Raw genomic sequence first — 16,381 nt, forward strand, 5'->3', positions numbered from 1 at the left:
TCAGCGCTCCTTCAGCTTCACGGATTTGTTGTAAACGTTCATACCCGAAGAGATGAAAAGGCTTACGATCAGATAGATCAGCATCATCAGGAGCATACATTCCAACTCGCGCCCCGTGGTGTTGAGGGTCGTCCCCCCCAAGGTCGAACGCAGGTCCATGTAGCCAACGGCCAGTGCCAGCGAAGAGTTCTTGGTCAGGTTCAGATATTGCGAGATCAGCGGCGGAATGATGACGCGCAGCGCCTGCGGCAGAATCACGAGATTCATTGTCCGCGATGGACGAAGCCCGAGCGCGAAAGCGGCTTCAGTCTGGCCTTTGGAAATCGCCAGAATACCGGAACGTACGATCTCCGCGATGAAGGAGCCGGTGTAGAAACTCAGAGCCAACCACAGCGCCAGCATCGAGTTACGCATATGCAGCCCGCCGGAGAAGTTGAACCCCTTGAGTTCCGGATAGGACAGGGTCACAGGCCGGCCCAGCAGGAAATAGACCAACACGGTCGGCACAAAGAAAATCGCCAGCTTGATCCAGAAACTCGGGAGGATGTCGCCGGTCGCTTCAAAACGGCGCTTGGCATATTTCCCGAACGCCCAGATGCCCAGCAGCGACAGCAGGAAGGTGATGACAACAAACACCGAGCCTTCGCCCCAGATCGGAGAGGGCACATAGGTGCCGCGGTTGGTCACAGCCACACTGTCCCAGAGCCACATAGAGGCCGATGGTGTCTCTCCACGAAATGCACGCGGGGTCGGCAGTGCTTCGGACAAGACCGCCATGAAGGCAAGAATCCACAAAAGCACCGGAATATTGCGGAAGCTCTCGACATAGAATGTCATGATCTTCGCGGTCAGCCAGTTCTTCGAAAGGCGCAAAACGCCCGCAATCACCCCAATGATCGTGGCAAGGATACAACCGAGCAGTGCGATCAAAAGTGTGTTGAGCAGCCCCACCAAAGTCGCCCGCCAATGCGGGTCGTCAGAACTATAGGGGATGATTTTCTGGTTGATGTCATAAGCTGCACGGTTGAACAGGAAACCGAAGTCGATGTCCTTGCCCAAGGCCGAGAGGTTGATGATCGTGTTACGAATGAGAAATGCCGCGATCAACATGAATGCGATCATGGCGATCACCTGAATGGTGATGGCACGATAGCGCGTATCATAGATCAGCTGGCTGAGCCGAAAACCTTGGTCTTGCGGCGAGTCTGTCGCTGTCGTCATGAGTGACGGTCCCCTGTTTGCCCAGAATAAGCCCTACCACCGCCCGGGTTGCCCCCGTTCGCGTGTTAGATGGTCTTGATGTGAATAAGGCTAAAAGGCGAAAGGCGCGGAATGTTCCGCGCCCTTCACTTGATATGGTCTTAGCGGAAGGGCGGCGAATAGATCAGGCCGCCTTCGGTCCACTGAGCGTTAAGACCACGAGCCAGACCCACCGGAGTGTTCTCGCCAATGTTCTTCTCGAAGCTTTCGCCGTAGTTGCCGACTTGGGTCAGAATGTTCAGAGCCCAGTCGTTGTCGAGGCCGAGCATCGCGCCCAGTTCACCTTCAACACCCAGAAGACGGTTGATTTCCGGGTTGTCTGTGCCGCTGGCCAGTTCGGCAGCATTGGCAGAGGTCACGCCGTATTCTTCAGCCGCGATCATCGCGTTCAAAGACCAGCGCACAACGTCGCCCCAGTTGTCATCGCCATGACGCACGAGCGGACCGAGCGGCTCTTTGGAGATGATTTCCGGCAGAACGACATAGTCGTCCGGTGTCTCGAAAGAGGCACGCGATGCGGCCAGAGCGGACGCGTCAGTGGTGTAAACGTCACAAGCACCGGCAAGGAACTGTGTCTGTGCTTCGGTGAAGCTTTCAACCGGAACCGGTTCGTATTCCATGTTGTTCACACGGAAATAGTCGGCAAGGTTCAGCTCGGTCGTGGTGCCGGTTTCGATACACACGGTTGCGCCGCCAAGTTCTTTCGCGGAAGAAACGCCGAGATCTTTCGGCACCATGAAGCCCTGACCGTCATAGTAGTTGACGCCAACAAAGGTGTTTTTCAGGTCAACGTCACGCGAGAACGTCCAGGTGGTGTTGCGGGCCAGCATGTCCACTTCGCCGGAAGCAAGCGCGGTAAAGCGCACGGCGGAGGTCAGCGGGGTGTATTCTACGGCTTCGGAATCCCCGAGCACAGCAGCGGCAACAGCGCGGCAGACATCCACGTCAAAGCCGACAAATTTACCGTTTGCATCCGGCGCAGCAAAGCCGGGCGTGCCTGGGTTGACGCCACATTTGAGAACGCCGCGCTCTTTAACAGCTGCGAGCGTAGACGAATCCTGAGCCATCGCCGTACCAGCAGCGAGACCTGCCAGCGTCAGCGCGCCAAGAAATACGGATTTTTTCATATTTACCTCTTCCTGATAGTGCGCCGTTGACGACGCTTCTTTCCGACCCTTCCCTAGGAGCCGGGGGCGATATCGAATTGAGCAATTGCCCCTTCAATGAGCTTAGTTTGGGAGGATTCATTCCAAAACGTCAAGGCCATGATCACAATTACGCATGGGAACTCATCATTTGATCAAATAGAATGCAGTTATGCGCGGCTTTTGTTCGGCCGAAAACGCGCAGCGCCTCTTAATTGACCACTCGGTAAAATCGGGCTGCCTGAACAAAGCTCTGACGCTTGATCTCTGCGGCTTCGGCGGCCTCTTCGTCCTCGCCCCATTGCTCGATCTGATAGGTTTCGTCCACGCGGGACAGGATCCATGCCGTATCGGGGTCCAGATGCTCTTCTGTCACCGCAAAACCGAGAATCAGTGACCCCGACAAGGTGACCAGATCGTGAAAGGCCGCCAGTTCAAAGGCGGTAAAATCGTGGGTCTTTTGCCGCAGAACCGACAGCGCGTCCTCGGATTGCGGCGCATGAAGAATACCCGTCCGTGGCTCCAGACGTGCGCCCAAGGCCGTTTCCGCCCAGTCGAGAACCGGATTCCAATGCTCGTTTTGCCGCAACACGAGTTCCTGCGGATGCTCGGCGCGGTAGCACAAAAGGTCGCTGTCGCCGTATTCCGCGAGCATATCGGCCACTTCGCCGTGCTGGATCATGACCTTGTCGATCGCGGCATTGGCGCCACGGGTTGCGGGCATGGTGTTCGGATCGATCACATCCACCTGCGCCTCCCATTCCGAGGCAACCATCTCTGCCAGCGCCTTGGTCGGCAGAATCAGCGGCGATTTGGCAGGTGTCCGCACGGGCCGACCGTCGAGATGGACTTCAAACCCCGTCTGCGGCCCCTCCTGCACCTCAGTGACCTTGGTCTCTTTCCAGAATCTCTTTGCTGCCCACTCCGCCACGTCTCAATCCTTCCAAATCTCGTCCAGCGCCGCATCAAGTTGGTCGAAGCGGTCCAACACAGTCCGCGCTCCGGCACTCAACAGCGCCTCCTGCCCGTGATAGCCCCAGCGCACGCCAATCGATGGCACCTGTGCGGCACGGGCCATTTCCATATCAAAGGTCGTATCTCCGATCACCACTGCATCTTGCGCAGACACACCGCAATCCATCAGACAGGTCATCACCATCGACGGGTGCGGCTTCGACGGGTGATCATCGGCACTTTGCGTGGACATGAAGAGGTCGGCAAAATCCCAACCCGCCATCAAAGCGGTCAGCCCCCGTCGGCTTTTCCCTGTGGCAATCGCCAACATCACATCGTCACGCGCCCCCAACCGGCGCACGGTGTCTTCCGCACCGTCATACAGCGGCGAGGCCGCCGCCCCCTGCGCCATGCGGAGATGTTGGAACGTGGCTTTATAGGCGTCGATCATGCGTCCGAGCGTGGTCTCATCCACCTCCGGCGCCAGCTCCCGCATCGCCATCGGCAAAGACAGGCCAACAATCGAGAGAATCGTCTCGCGCTCCGGCATCGGCACATCTGCCTCGGCAAAGGCCGCCGCCATCGACGCGATGATATGCGCCTGACTGTCCACCAGCGTTCCGTCCACGTCAAAAATGACGAGTTTCATCCACGCAACTCCTTGAACGGATCATCCGCCGCGAGGTCTTCGGTCCAGCCGAACGTGTCCCAACTGTGCGCCATGTGATCCGGCAGGGGGGCGGTCACCGTGACCACCTTGCGCGTCACAGGATGCTCAAAGGTCAGACTACGCGCATGCAGGTGCAGCTTCTTGGAGATGATGCCACCCAGTTGCGCGCCCCAACCGTCACCGAGGTTTTCCTGCCCCGAACCGCCGTATTTCCCGTCTCCGATGATCGGATGCCCGATCTCCGCCATATGCGCGCGCAGCTGGTGCGTGCGGCCCGTGATCGGCTCCATCGCCACCCAAGAGGCCCGCGATCCGACACGGTAGAGCGTGGCATAGAGCGTATGCGCCCGCTTCGCGCCCTCGGTTGAATTGATGTCGCGCGGGTGAACGGCGATCATCTTTTCGCCCTCACCGCTCTTGCCGCGCCCGCGTGCTTTGACGAGACCGTATTTGATTTCGCCAAGATAAGGCACAGGCACACCGGCGACGAGCGCCCAGTAGATCTTGCGCGTGTTCTTGTGACGGAAGGCCTCGGTAAGTTTCGACGCCATCGCAGGGGTCCGCGCCAGCGCCAGAACGCCGGAGGTGTCCTTGTCCAGCCGGTGCACAAGACGCGGCTTTTCGTCATAATCGCCGCGCAGCGCCTCCGACAGACCATCCACATGGCGGGTCTGTTTCGAACCACCCTGTGTCGGCAGCCCGGCAGGCTTGTTGATCACGATGATATGGTCGTCCTGATACAGCACCGCATCGCGCATCATCTTCGCATCCGACGCGGTGATGATCATGTCGCGCTTGGGCTTGGGCGCGTTTTCATCGGGCAGCGGCGGCACACGGATTTCCATGCCCGGCCCAACCCGCGTATTGGATTTCGCCCGCGCCCCATCGACACGAATCTCGCCCTTGCGGCACATCTTCTCGATGTTGCCCTGCGTCAGTTGCGGAAACATTTTGCGGAACCAGCGATCAAGGCGCTGCTCCGGCTGGTCGTCGCCAATGGTGATCATCTGAACCCGGCTCATGCGTAAAAACTCCGTGCGGAATAAAGGCCGAGGGCGATACCGCCGAGGGCAAGAATTAGTGTTCCAATAACATAGACGCTCGCGAGACCATACTCGCCACGTTCAAAAATTGTCATCGCATCTAAGGAAAAAGCTGAATAGGTCGTGAACCCGCCCAACATGCCCGTCATCAGAAGGGGCGCGAATTTGTTGCCGTTCTCATGGGCCAGCACCACCACGACCACACCCATCAGGAAAGAACCAAGAAAGTTCACCGTCAGCGTCCCCCACGGGAAATCCTTGCCCAGCAGTCGCGCCATAGCGTTGCCGGTCAAATAGCGGGCCGTCGCACCAAGCGCGCCGCCCAGAGCAACCTGTATCAAGGGGGTCATATCCGTCTCTCCATTTCGCGTCCTGCCATGCGGGTCGGGGTCCAAAATGTCAAGTTTTGCCGGAGGTCTTGCGGCTTTCACGCAGTTTGTCGAAATAGGCGACACGTTTCGACAGGTCGCGTTCGAAACCGCGCTCCACCGGCTTGTAAAACTGCGTGCGCGGCAGGGTGTCGGGGAAGAAGTTCTGGCCCGAAAACGCATCCTCGGCATCATGGTCATAGGCATAGCCCGCGCCATAGCCCTGCTCCGACATGAGCTTGGTCGGTGCGTTCAGGATGTGTTTGGGCGGCGGCTCCGAGCCGGTTTTGCGTGCGGCTTCGCGAGAGGCTTTGAAGGCCGTGTAGACCGCGTTGGATTTGGGTGCCAGCGCCAGATAGACCACCGCCTGCGCCAAGGCCAGCTCCCCTTCGGGAGAGCCCAGACGTTCATAGGTTTCCCACGCATGAAGCGCGATTGTATGGGCTTGCGGGTCGGCAAGCTGGATGTCCTCGACCGCCATACGCAACAGGCGGCGGGCCAGGTAGCGCGGGTCTTCGCCGCCCTCCAGCATCCGGTTGAACCAGTAAAGCGCCGCATCCGGATCGGACCCGCGCACGGATTTATGCAGCGCGGATATGAGATTGTAATGCTCGTCCCCCGATTTGTCGTATTTCGCCGCACGACGCATCAGACGCTTGCCAAGCTGCTCCGCCTCCAGAGGGGCCGACACTTTCCATGCCGCGATCTGTTCGATCAGGTTCAAAAGCGTGCGCCCGTCGCCATCCGCCATCTCGAACAGCGCGGATCGGGCGCTTTCGGTCAAGGGCAGATCCTTGCCAAGCTCACCCTCTGCACGGCGGGCAAGATCGTCCAGATCCTCATGTGACAGGCGGGTGAGCACCATGACCTGCGAGCGCGACAGGACAGCGGCGTTCAGTTCGAAAGAGGGGTTCTCCGTCGTCGCCCCGACCAAAAGGATGGTGCCGTCTTCCATATGCGGCAGGAAACTGTCCTGTTGAGCTTTGTTGAAACGGTGGATTTCGTCCACGAACAAGAGCGTCCCCTGCCCGTTCGCACGCCGCATCTTGGCCGCCTCGAACACTTTACGCAGTTCCGGAACGCCAGAGAAAATCGCGGAGGTTTGCACGAAATGCAGATCGGTCTCATCCGCCAGAAGCCGTGCAATGGTGGTCTTTCCCACGCCGGGCGGCCCCCAGAAAATGATAGAGGACAAAGACCCAGAGGCCAACATCACGCCCAAGGGCGCATCCGGGCCAAGCACCTGCGTCTGACCGATCACTTCGGAGAGATGTTTCGGGCGCAAGCGGTCCGCAAGCGGTCGATGCGCCATGCTCGGTTCCGTGACGGGATCATCTTTTGAAAACAGGTCAGCCATAGGTCGCAGACTACGCCGAGCACCGCCCATAAGGAAGGGGTCGGATGCGAAAGAACCGCGTTTTACAGACCTGCGCACGCCTCCGTATGACCCGATAGCGACGAGCGGACGCATTTGATGCTACACGTAGAGACCTGCGCTTATAACAGCCTGATTTCGATGGCTTTCTGGATGGCCTCCGAAGTCGTGCGGGCCATGAGGCGTTCACGCGCGGAGACGAGACGGGCCTTGAGCGCGCTTTCGGAAATTCCCAGTTTGGCGGCGGCTGCGGCATGGCGGTCTCCGCCCGCAATACAGCGAAGTGCCTGAATCTGCGCCTGCGTCAAATCGGTTTTCGGCTCCGTTATTTGATGCAGCGTGCGTACCACCGTGGCGATCTTGTCAATCTCCTGATCGGCAAACTCACGATCAGAACGCGCGCACCCGACAATAGACCGTGACTGGATCGAACCGCAGGACACAGCCACCCCGAAGTTCAGACCGAAATCAGCCGCCTCCCGCCATATGTCGAAGGGGTCAGGCAACGCGATCTCGCTCCACCTCACAGCACCTTCGCAGCTCAACCCCCAAGCAATCAAGGGATCACGCAAGGCATAGGCATTGACCGCGTAATGGTCGAGCCACTTTGGATCATAGGTTGACTCCGCGACAAGTGGTGCCGCGAAACGGATGTGCAGCCCGACCGAATAACCGGCAGGCGACATCGCTCTCAATTGAGCAAACTGACGATTAAGTTCCGTAGTGTCTGACATCCAGAAATTCATTCTTCCGCAAAGGATCAACAACCTACAGGCGATCATAGCCCATAAAATTAAACCAGAGTATCAATTTTGGAAAATCACATTAATGGAACCGGATAAAAAAACCACAAATATCTTTAAAGTTGAATTATATCCAATGAATACAAAAACTTGGCGACACACCCATCGAGCGCAGCCCCGCAAGATACGACGAACATTCCTAGTGTTACAAAGAAAAAAGCCCCGCTGAGCGGGGCTTTCACATAGATCTGACAGAAGCTCTTAGTCTTCTTCGGCCATTGCCGCGTCTTCAGCTTCGAGGCGAGCTTTGTCAGCAGCACCTTTCGCAGCCGGATCACGGTCAACCAGCTCGATGATCGCCATCGGCGCCATGTCACCATAACGGAAACCGGCTTTGAGAACGCGGGTGTAACCACCGTTGCGCTCTGCGTAACGCGGGCCGAGGATTTCAAAGAGTTTCGCAACGTCTTTGTCTTGTTTCAGCTGGGCAGCAGCCTGACGACGGGCGTGAAGATCGCCACGTTTGCCAAGGGTGATCAGCTTGTCCATGATGCGCTTGAGCTCTTTGGCTTTGGGCAGCGTGGTTTTGATTTGTTCGTGCTCAATGAGCGAGCCGGCCATGTTGGAGAACATCGCTTTGCGGTGTTCGTGGGTCCGGTTCAGGCGGCGGTAACCTTTAGCATGACGCATTTTCTATCTCCTATAGCGTGTTTTGCTTTGTCTGGCAGCCGATGCGTGTCAGCCACTCTCCTTGGGGCAAGATGCCCGGGTCGTTTCGGGCACAAGGCCCGGATTTGAGGGTCGGAAAACTGTCGGACTTTTGTCGGACAAACGTCGGACTTTTCCCCCGACCCCCAGATATTCAGATCAGAACTGGTCTTCGAATTTCTTCGCCAGATCTTCGATGTTCTCAGGCGGCCACTCTTCGACATCCATACCGAGGTGCAGACCCATACCGGACAGAACCTCTTTGATCTCGTTGAGCGACTTGCGACCGAAGTTCGGAGTGCGCAGCATCTCGGCTTCGGTTTTCTGGATGAGATCGCCGATGTAGACGATGTTGTCGTTCTTGAGGCAGTTTGCCGAACGCACGGAAAGTTCCAGCTCGTCCACTTTCTTGAGAAGCAGCGGATTGAACTCGAGACCGTCGTCTTCTTCCTGACGACCAGCCGATTCCGGCTCGTCGAAGTTGACGAAGATGCCCAGTTGATCCTGAAGAATACGCGCAGCGAATGCCACAGCATCTTCCGGAGTCACGGAACCGTCTGTTTCGATTTTCATCGTCAGCTTGTCATAATCAAGCACCTGACCTTCGCGGGTCGGTTGCACGTCATAGGACACTTTTTTGACTGGCGAATAGATCGCATCGACCGGGATCAGGCCAATCGGCGCATCTTCCGGCTTGTTCTTGTCGGCAGAAACGTAACCCTTGCCGGTGTTCACGGTGAGTTCCATGAACAGATCGGCACCATCGTCGAGGTGGCAGATCACGTGATCCTTGTTCAGAACCTCGATGCCTGCGGATTCGGAAATATCCCCCGCAGTCACAATCATCGGCCCTTTGGCGGAGATGGAAAGACGCTTCGGCCCTTCAACTTCCATGCGCAGAGAGACGCCTTTGAGGTTCAGAATGATGTCGGTGACGTCTTCGCGGACACCAGCAACAGAAGAGAACTCGTGCAGAACATTATCGATTTGCACAGAGGTGATGGCCGCGCCCTGAAGCGACGACATCAACACGCGCCGCAGCGCGTTACCCAAAGTCAGACCGAAGCCGCGCTCGAGCGGTTCGGCAACAATGGTCGCTTGACGTGCAGGCTCATTGCCCGGCTTAACGTCCAGCTGTTGCGGTTTAATGAGCTCGGCCCAATTTTTGTGGATCATGCTAGTGCCTCCATTCTTGTTCTCGCGCCCATGTCCTAAAGCGAGAGAACGCCCGAGGGGTCTCTAAAACGCAAAACGGACCGCGGGAGAGAACACCCGCGATCCAGAAATCTTACAGTCGATTACACGCGGCGACGCTTCGGAGGGCGGCAGCCGTTGTGGGCAATCGGGGTCACGTCACGGATGGACGTGATGTTCAAGCCGATCGCGGCCAGCGCACGCAGCGCGGACTCACGGCCAGAGCCAGCGCCCTGAACTTCGACTTCGAGAGTTTTGACACCGTGGTCCTGAGCTTTTTTACCAGCATCTTCCGCAGCCATCTGGGCAGCGTAAGGTGTGGATTTCCGCGAGCCTTTAAAGCCCATGGTGCCAGCAGAGGACCAGGAGATCGCATTGCCCTGCACGTCGGAGATCAGGATTTTGGTGTTGTTGAAGGTAGAGTTCACGTGAGCAACGCCTGCGGCGATGTTCTTGGAAGCCTTCTTCTTTGTTGTACGACGGGTATCGCGTGCCATTGGTCGGTTCTCCCCTTACTTCTTCTTGCCAGCAATAGCCCGAGCGGGGCCTTTGCGGGTGCGAGCGTTGGTGTGGGTACGTTGACCGCGAACCGGAAGGTTACGACGGTGACGCAGGCCGCGGTAGCAGCCGAGGTCCATGAGACGCTTGATGTTCATTTGAACTTCACGGCGCAGATCGCCTTCCACGGTGTAGTTGGCGTCGATGTGCTCACGGATGGCGAGAACTTCGGCGTCAGACAGCTCGTTGACGCGACGGGTCATGTCGATGCCAACAGCTTCGCAGATGGCTTTGGCGGAAGTGTTGCCAATGCCCGTGATGTAGGTGAGCGCGATGGGAACGCGCTTCGCAGTCGGGATGTTTACGCCGGCGATACGTGCCACGTTATTTTCCTTTCGTTGCGGTTCCGTAACTCCGGAACCTTTTTTCACAACGGAGGCTCGCAGGGCAAAGCCGGCGAGCCGCAGCTGAATTCAGGTGATGATCGAATCAGACCATTATAATTGCGAACGGCCTGTTTACGATTCTGGTGTCCCTAAGGGATGGTGTGCCATAGAGGCGAATCGCCGGAGGGTCAAGCCCTTGGGAGCATTGCGGGCATATCCGATGTCGAAATGATGTGATTTTCACCCGTCACACTTCTCGAACCGGCGTTTTCGGGGACCGCCTTTTGTGCGCAAGCACCCTGCCCCACCCCGCGATCGTATCGAATATTACCAACCGTATCCGAAAGTCTCAAAGTCCTCCCGAAACAAGAATTCAATCATTCTCTTCTCTTGGGGGGTAAACGGCTGCGTCGGTTTTTCGGAGCGATTGAGGACCGCCAGATTGCGGTCAGGCGCGATCCCGCAATGCGCCTCGACATCACTCACAATTTGCGGCCACGCATCCGCGAGAGATTCCATGTGGAAGATTTTCAGCCTCGAATCCTCAAGCGCGTATGCCAGCAAATCCACCTGAGGCGCAAAGTGACAATCCATGAGCCATGCAGGCGTGGCGCAAAGCTTTTCCATAAAAGCTTCAAAACTGACGCCGCGAGAAATTCCCAAATTACTTGCATGACCAAAACGTTTCTTGATCTTGAAACGGTGTTTGGGCTCAAACCAACCCAACTTATTCTTGTAAGTAGAATAAATTCTCTCGGCAGGATGGCGCACCACAGTGAAAACGTAGGCATCATCTGCGGCAACCGAAAGACTCTCTTTCAAGCTGCGTTTGTCGATCCGTTCGTCCTGATGAATGTTCTCGACATCAACAGAAGCCAAACCGAAACACGGCTTGAGTGCGGTGCGAATAGATGTGTTGGCGGCTTTGGGGATCGGGACATACACCGCTTTAGGTGTGTCGGATTGCCCAAGACAGAGGGCCTGCCAATCCCTTGGATCAAGCTGGCCCTCTTTCAGTTTGGTCAGCTGCCTCCTGAAATACCGGTTTTTACGCCGGTTCAGTGAGACAGCTGTGTTGTCAAGAAAGAGCATTGGCGATGTCCGCAGCGACCTCGTCCATGCTTTGCAGACCGTCGACCGTTTTCAGGTCGCCTTTGGCATAATAGTAGCCAATCAGCGGAGAGGTCTTTTTGTAATATTCCATCAGGCGGATTTTGACGCTCTCTTCGTTGTCGTCTGCGCGGGCTTCCTTGCCTGCAGCGACAGCCTCGGCCGCGCGGTTGACGATCCGTTTGACCAGAGTGTCGTCATCGACCTCAAGCTGAACCACCGCATCAAGCTGCACCCCGTTGCGGGAGAGAAGCTCGTTTAGAGCGTCAGCCTGCGCCAGAGTGCGCGGGAAACCGTCGAAGATGAAACCGGCGTCGTTGCCGTCTTTGAGCTTCTCTTCGATCAGGCCGATCACGATCTCGTCGGTGACGAGTTCGCCCGCATCCATCACGGCGGCGACTTTCTTGCCCATCTCCGTGCCGGAAGTCCGTGCCGCACGCAGCATATCACCGGTGGAAAGCTGCACCATACCACGCTCCTCCACGAGGCGTTGCGCTTGAGTTCCCTTGCCCGCGCCCGGCGGTCCAAGCAGAATAATATTCATCGTCTTGCTGTCCCTCTTTTGCTGCGCTTCCTCCCACGCAGCTGAGATTTCTCGATCAGCCCCTCATACTGGTGTGCCAGCAGGTGAGACTGAACTTGCTGAATGGTGTCCATCGTAACAGATACCACAATCAGCACCGAAGTCCCGCCAAAATAGAAGGGAATGGCAAACTGGCTCCGCAGGATTTCCGGCAGCAGACAGACTGCGGCCAGATAGGCGGACCCGATAACGAGGAGACGTGCAACGATATAGTCGAGGTGCTCCTCGGTCTTCTTCCCCGGACGGATGCCGGGAATGAAACCGTTCTGGTTCTTCAGGTTCTTGGCCACGTCTTCCGTTTTGAAGGCGACGTTGGCGGTGTAGAAATAGGCGAAGAAGACGATCATCGCCGTGAAGAACACAAAGTAAAGCGGTTGACCCGGCCCGAAATAGGCGAGGATCGTGGACATGACCGGACCGACATCGGCCTGACCGGAGAAGGTCGCGATGGTGGTCGGCAGCAACAGAAGCGACGAGGCAAAGATCGCCGGGATCACGCCCGCCGGGTTCACCTTGATCGGCAGGTGCGAGGATTGCGCATCATAGATCTTCATACCCTGCTGGCGGCGCGGATACTGGATATGCACCTTGCGCAGCGCGCGCTCCATAAAGACCACAAAGGCAATCACCGCCACGATCATCACAAGGACGATCAGCGTCACCGCCGGAGAGATCGCACCGGAGCGGCCCGAGGCAAAGAACTGGGCCAGAGCGCCCGGAATCTCGGCGACAATACCGACGAAGATGATCAGCGAAATGCCGTTGCCGATGCCGCGGTTGGTGATCTGCTCACCGAGCCACATCAGGAACATGGTGCCGCCCACCAGCGTGATGACCACACCGGCGCGGAAATACCAGCCCGGATCATGGGCAAGGTTGCCCGCCTCCAGAGAGGCCGCGAGACCATAGGCCTGGAACAGCGCCAGAGCGACCGTGCCGAAGCGGGTATACTGGTTGATCTTCTTACGACCCGCTTCACCCTCTTTCTTGAGATTCTCAAGCGAAGGCACCATCGAGGTCAAAAGCTGCACGATGATGGAGGCGGAGATGTAAGGCATGATGCCGAGGGCAAAGATACCCATCCGCCCCAATGCGCCGCCGGTGAACATCGACAAGATGCCCCCGATGCCGGAAGCTGCCTGATCCATGAAGTCCTTGAGCGCATTGCCGTCAATGCCGGGCACCGGAATATAGGTGCCGAGACGGTATACGATCAAAAGACCGACGGTGAAAATGATACGCTGGCGAAGCTCTTTGGCTTTCCCGAGGGTGCCCCAGTCGAGGTTCGCTGCCATTTGTTCTGCTGCGGATGCCATATGGTCTCTCTATTCACGTCAGCGCCGCCCGTCCGGCTTTCCGGGGGGCGGCGCTTGGAAAACTCAAACCTGATGTAAGGGGCCGCGCCCCTCGTCACAAGTCTTATTCGGCTGCCGCTTCGGCCTTTGCGACCACAGTGAGCGAGCCGCCTGCTTTTTCAACAGCTTCAATCGCGGATTTCGATGCGCCGGTGACGGAGATGGTCAGTTTGGATTTGACCTCGCCTTTCGCCAGAACACGGATGCCGTCGAGCTTGCGACGCACCAGACCGGACGCCACGAGCGTATCTTCGGTCACGTTGGCAGCGTCAAGCTTGCCAGCTTCGATGAATTTCTCGATCAGGCCGAGGTTCACAACCGCGTATTTCTTGGCATTCGGCTTGTTGAAGCCGCGCTTCGGAAGACGTTGGTAGAGGGGCATCTGCCCGCCTTCGTAGCCTTTGATCGCTACACCGGAACGGGATTTCTGACCTTTGATACCACGGCCACCCATTTTACCTTTGCCCGAACCCGGGCCACGGCCAACGCGCATGCGTTTCTTGGTTGCGCCTTCGTTGTCGCGCAGTTCATGCAATTTCATGTCGCTTCTCCTTGCCGGATATGCCCTCCAGCGACGGAGCGGGCAAACGCGGCGTATAAATGTTGATTCTCATGGACAGACGAGTCCACCGGGGGCGTATAGACTTCACAGGCCTTTATTGCAAGCCGGCAGACGACAGGTTGAGGGGATAGGCCTCTGTGAAACGGGGCGAAGTTGTCTAGAGAGAGATCTAAAAACGATTTGGAAACAGTAGGTTACATTTTTCCTCTTTCAACTCGGAGCAAGGATACCGCGAAAATCGGGGTAAGATCTCGCGAAACGCATAAAAATAACAATAAAAAAAGTCCGCCGAGGCGGACTTGGTAATTGAAAATTGTCATATGAACTATGCCGATTTTTTCGTGGCAACTAAAGAGCTTACATCAACGTAGATAGAGCCGATGCCGAATTGGTCACGATTGCGAAACCCGGAAACGCGCCCTTCAAAAATGTCTACCAAGATATCTTCGAAGCATCCTGCCCCGCGTTGGCAGGCATAAGAAATCGGATGGAAGTTTCCAGCTTCCGTTTCATCCAGATCCGGCAACTCGGAAATCCGCTTCAGGATTTCATCAAGGTGCTTCCTGCCGAACACGACATGACGAACCGCGCCACGAGCAGTTCTGGGAATTAACGGCTGAAGGATACCCCGACGATACAGGTTTTCCACCTGACGTTTGCTGGCGCCGAGATACTCGGGGACGTCCTTCAGCAAGATCGCGGTTTTATAGTCTTCAATCAGAGACACGGTTCTGGCTGCCTCGAACACCATACCCCCGCTTTCGACTTCGCTGGCGTCCGCAGGGAGCTCACCCATCTTTTTTAAGAGGCGTGAAAGGCGCGGCCGCTTGACGCCAACAGCCTCGGACAAGCTGGAAAGAGTATGATACCGGCGCTCGGTGATTTCGACACCAAGAACCATTGTGCCGGGCTCCACGGCCGAATGCTTCACAATGTGGTCACGCAAGAGATCACGGATCGGACCAGGGTCAATCTTATTGCAGCGGCGATCAAGCCAATCAAAGAGCTTCCCATAATATGCCAAGGGGCCCGCCTGAACAGCCTTGGCGGGTGATGTGCCACGGATGGTGTCCAAGGCCTCTGTGATCGCCTCAGGCCCCTCGCCATAGATCGAAAAACCGATATCCGTAGCCTCCTCAGTCTGCGGCAAAGAAAGCTTCTTGGGCGTGACCTTATGGCCATGCTCGAGGACACAACCCAGCATTTCAGACGCGGTCAAAACCTGTTCAATGGTCTGTTCCGCCAGCCATTTATCATTGGGACTGCCATGTCCGTGGACGCGCTCCCGAAGCCAGGACAGATACGCCGGAGTTTCAGCAGTGGCAGCCACCCTTTCCCCCATAGGTGCATCTCCAAGAGCCACGCGCATATTGTTCGCCTTGGTCTGCGGGGTTTGTGTCAGCCAAACATTGTGACGATCGCACCGAACCACATGATGAAAGCCCCAGAGCAGCCGAAACTTATGCCTTGACCGCTGCCCGTCTTCCTCCAGACATGCAGGGCAATAGCAGGCCACCTGAGGAGAGAGAAATCCTTTCGAAATCGGCTCACTGCGGAAAGATCCTCCCCACGGCAACGTACGAACAGAAGTCCGCTGGATATCTTCAAAGGGAAGCCCTACTCCCTCCGCAAATGCCGCAACGGCTTCTTCACGGCCTGACGTGAAGTGCTCGACGTTGATCCCGAAATCCTTGAGGAGCCGCCCCATGCCCCAACCAGTGTGCATCATGGCCAACCGGTCGGCATAGGACAGCAGCGTTTCTTCCGAGTCGAAAGGGAGCGTGGGCCAAAGGGTCATCACTGCCCCCATCCGATGGCAGTCAGCTCAGATTTCACTACATCCCACTCCGCTGAATGAAACGGTGTCATGTCGAGGCCCGGCTTTGATTTCCTGAACACACGTTCAGCGTGCTGGAGGGAAAGCTCATCACGCTTGCGGGTAACGGCATCCCGGAGGATCTCTTTGGCAAGTGCCACACTCCGACCAACCTGCCCATGTTCTGCAAAGAGAATGCGGTCAGCCCATTCATCGTCTGCATCGGCCCGCACACCGAGGGTATTGGCCGATTTCATGAAGTTTTTACCGAACAAACGCGCAGACTTACTACCCGGGCAAATCCTCGACTGAGCTACCCCCCGAAATTCGGACAGTGACGTAAGCTACGATTTGCAGTCTGCTGATCTTCGACGAAAAGGAGATCAGAGATGTCGAAACGCAAACAACATGCGCCTGAATTTAAGGCGAAGGTCGCGCTGGAAGCCTTGAAGGGTGAGGAGACCGCCGCCGAGCTGGCAAGCCGGTTCGGGGTGCATCCGACGATGATCCATCAATGGAAACGTGCGCTCTTTGAGGGCGCCTCCGGCGTGTTTGAACGCGGTGGCAGAAAGAATCCCGAGATCAATGAGGAGCAGGTGAAGGAACTCCAC

Annotated in this window: 19 protein-coding genes; 1 reads left to right on the forward strand and 18 read right to left on the reverse strand. The window is 56.9% G+C overall.

Annotated elements, in window-relative coordinates:
* The 18 genes from BM152_RS07315 to BM152_RS07405 all read right to left on the reverse strand — a co-directional run bounded on the left by BM152_RS07315 (position 1) and on the right by BM152_RS07405 (position 16,045).
* Positions 1–1,221, reverse strand: coding sequence for an amino acid ABC transporter permease (locus BM152_RS07315; protein WP_066598983.1), 1,221 nt, complete (start codon positions 1,219–1,221; stop codon positions 1–3).
* 140 nt (positions 1,222–1,361) lie between these two features.
* Positions 1,362–2,387 (reverse strand): amino acid ABC transporter substrate-binding protein, encoded by a 1,026-nt coding sequence (locus BM152_RS07320; protein WP_066598978.1) that lies wholly within the window; start codon positions 2,385–2,387, stop codon positions 1,362–1,364.
* A 229-nt stretch (positions 2,388–2,616) separates the two neighbouring features.
* Complete coding sequence (locus BM152_RS07325; protein ID WP_066598976.1) at positions 2,617–3,336, reverse strand: ATP12 family chaperone protein; 720 nt, start codon at positions 3,334–3,336, stop codon at positions 2,617–2,619.
* Between the two features lie 3 nt (positions 3,337–3,339).
* Positions 3,340–4,008, reverse strand: coding sequence for an HAD-IA family hydrolase (locus BM152_RS07330; protein ID WP_066598974.1), 669 nt, complete (start codon positions 4,006–4,008; stop codon positions 3,340–3,342).
* On the reverse strand, positions 4,005–5,051 hold the full coding sequence (locus BM152_RS07335) for an RluA family pseudouridine synthase (RefSeq protein WP_066598972.1): 1,047 nt from the start codon (positions 5,049–5,051) through the stop codon (positions 4,005–4,007). Before BM152_RS07335 ends, BM152_RS07330 begins: the two co-directional genes overlap by 4 nt.
* On the reverse strand, positions 5,048–5,422 hold the full coding sequence (crcB, locus tag BM152_RS07340) for a fluoride efflux transporter CrcB (RefSeq protein ID WP_066598967.1): 375 nt from the start codon (positions 5,420–5,422) through the stop codon (positions 5,048–5,050). The genes BM152_RS07335 and crcB overlap by 4 nt, the downstream gene beginning before the upstream one ends.
* A gap of 49 nt (positions 5,423–5,471) precedes the next feature.
* Positions 5,472–6,797 carry a replication-associated recombination protein A gene (locus BM152_RS07345; RefSeq protein WP_066598965.1) on the reverse strand — a complete coding sequence of 442 codons (1,326 nt, stop codon included), beginning with the start codon at positions 6,795–6,797 and terminating at the stop codon, positions 5,472–5,474.
* A gap of 140 nt (positions 6,798–6,937) precedes the next feature.
* The gene (locus BM152_RS07350; protein ID WP_066599123.1) at positions 6,938–7,549 is read right to left on the reverse strand and encodes an autoinducer binding domain-containing protein; all 612 of its coding nucleotides are present in this window, start codon (positions 7,547–7,549) and stop codon (positions 6,938–6,940) included.
* Positions 7,550–7,819: 270 nt separating this feature from the next.
* Positions 7,820–8,248, reverse strand: a complete 429-nt coding sequence (gene rplQ / locus BM152_RS07355) for a 50S ribosomal protein L17 (protein WP_066598961.1) — start codon at positions 8,246–8,248, stop codon at positions 7,820–7,822.
* A gap of 177 nt (positions 8,249–8,425) precedes the next feature.
* Positions 8,426–9,442, reverse strand: a complete 1,017-nt coding sequence (locus BM152_RS07360; protein ID WP_066598958.1) for a DNA-directed RNA polymerase subunit alpha — start codon at positions 9,440–9,442, stop codon at positions 8,426–8,428.
* 122 nt (positions 9,443–9,564) lie between these two features.
* A complete protein-coding gene (gene rpsK, locus BM152_RS07365; RefSeq protein WP_066598956.1) occupies positions 9,565–9,957 on the reverse strand; it encodes a 30S ribosomal protein S11 in 393 nt (130 codons plus the stop codon).
* 15 nt (positions 9,958–9,972) lie between these two features.
* Positions 9,973–10,341, reverse strand: a complete 369-nt coding sequence (gene rpsM, locus BM152_RS07370; RefSeq protein ID WP_066598954.1) for a 30S ribosomal protein S13 — start codon at positions 10,339–10,341, stop codon at positions 9,973–9,975.
* A gap of 330 nt (positions 10,342–10,671) precedes the next feature.
* Positions 10,672–11,436: a sulfotransferase family 2 domain-containing protein gene (locus BM152_RS07375; protein WP_066598952.1), complete on the reverse strand. Its 765-nt coding sequence runs from the start codon at positions 11,434–11,436 to the stop codon at positions 10,672–10,674.
* A complete protein-coding gene (locus BM152_RS07380) occupies positions 11,423–11,998 on the reverse strand; it encodes an adenylate kinase (RefSeq protein WP_066598949.1) in 576 nt (191 codons plus the stop codon). Before BM152_RS07380 ends, BM152_RS07375 begins: the two co-directional genes overlap by 14 nt.
* Complete coding sequence (secY, locus tag BM152_RS07385; RefSeq protein ID WP_170845859.1) at positions 11,995–13,353, reverse strand: preprotein translocase subunit SecY; 1,359 nt, start codon at positions 13,351–13,353, stop codon at positions 11,995–11,997. The genes BM152_RS07380 and secY overlap by 4 nt, the downstream gene beginning before the upstream one ends.
* A gap of 103 nt (positions 13,354–13,456) precedes the next feature.
* The gene (rplO, locus tag BM152_RS07390) at positions 13,457–13,933 is read right to left on the reverse strand and encodes a 50S ribosomal protein L15 (RefSeq protein WP_066598947.1); all 477 of its coding nucleotides are present in this window, start codon (positions 13,931–13,933) and stop codon (positions 13,457–13,459) included.
* A gap of 346 nt (positions 13,934–14,279) precedes the next feature.
* A complete protein-coding gene (locus tag BM152_RS18795; protein ID WP_158527967.1) occupies positions 14,280–15,752 on the reverse strand; it encodes a TniQ family protein in 1,473 nt (490 codons plus the stop codon).
* A complete protein-coding gene (locus BM152_RS07405) occupies positions 15,752–16,045 on the reverse strand; it encodes a hypothetical protein (protein WP_066598946.1) in 294 nt (97 codons plus the stop codon). Before BM152_RS07405 ends, BM152_RS18795 begins: the two co-directional genes overlap by 1 nt.
* Before the next feature lie 114 nt (positions 16,046–16,159).
* Between BM152_RS07405 and BM152_RS19525 the strand changes: the two genes are divergently transcribed.
* Positions 16,160–16,381: IS3 family transposase (locus tag BM152_RS19525; protein WP_074914072.1), on the forward strand; the 222-nt coding region annotated here is incomplete at its 3' end.

This window comes from Celeribacter halophilus, from assembly GCF_900114135.1.
In the GTDB taxonomy this organism is placed as follows: domain Bacteria; phylum Pseudomonadota; class Alphaproteobacteria; order Rhodobacterales; family Rhodobacteraceae; genus Celeribacter; species Celeribacter halophilus.

Coding starts and splice junctions, on each gene's coding strand:
- BM152_RS07315 (WP_066598983.1), bottom strand. CDS start 1,221: ATGACGACAGCGACAGACTCGCCGCAAGACCAAGGTTTTCGGCTCAGC.
- BM152_RS07320 (WP_066598978.1), bottom strand. CDS start 2,387: ATGAAAAAATCCGTATTTCTTGGCGCGCTGACGCTGGCAGGTCTCGCT.
- BM152_RS07330 (WP_066598974.1), bottom strand. CDS start 4,008: ATGAAACTCGTCATTTTTGACGTGGACGGAACGCTGGTGGACAGTCAG.
- BM152_RS07335 (WP_066598972.1), bottom strand. CDS start 5,051: ATGAGCCGGGTTCAGATGATCACCATTGGCGACGACCAGCCGGAGCAG.
- crcB (WP_066598967.1), bottom strand. CDS start 5,422: ATGACCCCCTTGATACAGGTTGCTCTGGGCGGCGCGCTTGGTGCGACG.
- BM152_RS07345 (WP_066598965.1), bottom strand. CDS start 6,797: ATGGCTGACCTGTTTTCAAAAGATGATCCCGTCACGGAACCGAGCATG.
- BM152_RS07350 (WP_066599123.1), bottom strand. CDS start 7,549: ATGTCAGACACTACGGAACTTAATCGTCAGTTTGCTCAATTGAGAGCG.
- rplQ (WP_066598961.1), bottom strand. CDS start 8,248: ATGCGTCATGCTAAAGGTTACCGCCGCCTGAACCGGACCCACGAACAC.
- BM152_RS07360 (WP_066598958.1), bottom strand. CDS start 9,442: ATGATCCACAAAAATTGGGCCGAGCTCATTAAACCGCAACAGCTGGAC.
- rpsK (WP_066598956.1), bottom strand. CDS start 9,957: ATGGCACGCGATACCCGTCGTACAACAAAGAAGAAGGCTTCCAAGAAC.
- BM152_RS07375 (WP_066598952.1), bottom strand. CDS start 11,436: ATGCTCTTTCTTGACAACACAGCTGTCTCACTGAACCGGCGTAAAAAC.
- BM152_RS07380 (WP_066598949.1), bottom strand. CDS start 11,998: ATGAATATTATTCTGCTTGGACCGCCGGGCGCGGGCAAGGGAACTCAA.
- secY (WP_170845859.1), bottom strand. CDS start 13,353: ATGGCATCCGCAGCAGAACAAATGGCAGCGAACCTCGACTGGGGCACC.
- rplO (WP_066598947.1), bottom strand. CDS start 13,933: ATGAAATTGCATGAACTGCGCGACAACGAAGGCGCAACCAAGAAACGC.
- BM152_RS18795 (WP_158527967.1), bottom strand. CDS start 15,752: ATGACCCTTTGGCCCACGCTCCCTTTCGACTCGGAAGAAACGCTGCTG.